Annotated in this window: 1 protein-coding gene; it reads right to left on the reverse strand. The window is 65.5% G+C overall.

Annotated elements, in window-relative coordinates:
• On the reverse strand, window positions 1-2,577 hold a 2,577-nt coding region (locus AB0J47_RS42190), incomplete at both ends, for a DNA-directed RNA polymerase subunit beta (RefSeq protein ID WP_364360324.1).

Here is a 2,577-nt window from a genome sequence, read left to right on the forward strand (position 1 = left end):
GATCTTGTCGTCGACCAGGTGGTGCAGCTTCAGGATGTACATGTAGCCGACGGCCACCGGGTACGGGAAGGGCTCACCGGAACGTCCGTCGAACAGCGTCGCCTTGCCGTTGTCGTCGACCATGCGCTCACCGTCGCGGTTCGGCAAGGTCGAGGCGAGCAGGCCGGTCAGCTCCTCTTCACGAGCGCCGTCGAACACCGGGGTGGCGATGTTGGACTCGGCCGGAGCCGCCAGCATCTCCTCCGGCAGTGCCTTGGCCCAGTCCGGACGGGAACCACCGTCCGCACCCGCGCCGACATCCCAGCCGGCCTTGCCGATCCACCCGAGGTGGGTCTCCAAGATCTGGCCGATGTTCATACGACGCGGCACACCGTGGGTGTTCAGGATGATGTCCACCGGGGTGCCATCGGGCATGAACGGCATGTCCTCGGTCGCGAGGATCTTGCCGATGACACCCTTGTTGCCGTGGCGACCGGCCAGCTTGTCGCCGTCCTGGATCTTGCGCTTCTGCGCCACGTACACCCGGACCAGCTCGTTGACGCCCGGAGGCAGATCGTCGTCGTCCTCGCGCGAGAACACGCGGATGCCGATGACCTTGCCGGACTCACCGTGTGGCACCTTCAGCGAGGTGTCGCGCACTTCGCGCGCCTTCTCACCGAAGATCGCGCGCAGCAGCCGCTCCTCCGGGGTCAGCTCGGTCTCACCCTTCGGGGTGACCTTGCCGACCAGGATGTCGCCGTCGCGAACCTCGGCGCCGATGCGCACGATGCCGCGCTCGTCCAGGTCCGCGAGGACCTCGTCGGAGACGTTCGGGATGTCCCGGGTGATCTCCTCGGCACCGAGCTTGGTGTCGCGGGCGTCGATTTCGTGCTCCTCGATGTGGATCGAGGTGAGCACGTCCTCTTCCACGAGGCGCTGCGACAGGATGATCGCGTCCTCGTAGTTGTGGCCCTCCCACGGCATGATCGCCACGAGCAGGTTCTTGCCGAGCGCCATCTCACCGTTCTCGGTGCAGGGACCATCGGCGAGCACCTGACCGGTCTCGACGCGCTGGCCCTCGTCCACGATCGGCCGCTGGTTCGCGCAGGTGCCCTGGTTCGAGCGGGCGAACTTGCGCATCCGGTAGCTCTTGCGGGTGCCGTCGTCGGCCATCACGGTGACGTAATCGGCCGAAACCTCTTCCACCACACCGGACTTCTCGTTCACCACGACGTCACCGGCGTCGACCGCGGCGCGCAGCTCCATACCGGTACCCACGATCGGGGATTCGGAACGGATCAGCGGCACGGCCTGACGCTGCATGTTCGCACCCATGAGGGCACGGTTGGCGTCGTCGTGCTCGAGGAACGGAATCATCGCGGTCGCGACCGAAACCATCTGACGCGGCGAAACATCCATGTAGTCGACCTCGGAGGCGGGGACGAGTTCGTTCTCGTCATTGCCCCGGCGGCAGAGCACACGCTCGTCGATGAAGCGGCCGTCGACGTCGACCGGCGAGTTGGCCTGCGCACGGACGTGGCGGTCCTCTTCGTCGGCGGTGAGGTACTTGACCTCATCGGTGACCACGCCGTCGACCACCTTGCGGTACGGCGTCTCGATGAAGCCGAACGGGTTGACCCGCGCGTACACCGACAGCGAACCGATCAGGCCGATGTTCGGGCCTTCCGGGGTCTCGATCGGGCACATGCGGCCGTAGTGCGAGGTGTGCACGTCGCGGACTTCCAGACCCGCGCGCTCACGGGACAGACCACCCGGGCCCAGCGCCGAGAGGCGACGCTTGTGGGTCAGACCCGACAGCGGGTTGTTCTGGTCCATGAACTGCGACAGCTGCGAGGTTCCGAAGAACTCCTTGATCGCGGCCACGACGGGACGGATGTTGATCAGGGTCTGCGGCGTGATGGCCTCGACGTCCTGGGTGGTCATCCGCTCGCGGACCACGCGCTCCATGCGGGAAAGGCCGACCCGGATCTGGTTCTGGATCAGCTCGCCGACGGTGCGCAGACGACGGTTGCCGAAGTGGTCGATGTCGTCGACCTCGACCGGCACCTCTTCGCCGCCCGGCGCGGTCATCGCCCGATCACCGGAGTGCAGACGCACCAGGTACTCGATCGTGGTGACGATGTCTTCCTTGGTGAGCACCGATGCGGTGATCGGCTCGCCGAGGTGGATGCCGAGCTTCTTGTTGATCTTGTAGCGACCGACGCGCGCCAGGTCGTAGCGCTTCTCCTTGAAGAACAGGTTCTCCAGCAGGGTCTGCGCGGACTCCTTGGTCGGCGGCTCGCCCGGACGCAGCTTGCGGTAGATGTCCAGCAGCGCCTCGTCCTGACCGGCGGTGTTGTCCTTCTCCAGGGTCGACATCATGATCTCGGAGAAGCCGAAACGCTCGACGATCTCCTCGTTCGTCCAACCCAGCGCCTTGAGCAGCACGGTGACCGGCTGCCGGCGCTTACGGTCGATACGCACGCCAACGGTGTCGCGCTTATCGATATCGAACTCCAGCCAAGCGCCACGCGACGGAATCACCCGCACACTGTGCAGATCCTTCTCCGTGGCCTTGTCGACGCTGTGATCGAAATA

Source organism: Nocardia sp. NPDC049737, assembly GCF_040674755.1.
Lineage (GTDB): Bacteria > Actinomycetota > Actinomycetes > Mycobacteriales > Mycobacteriaceae > Nocardia.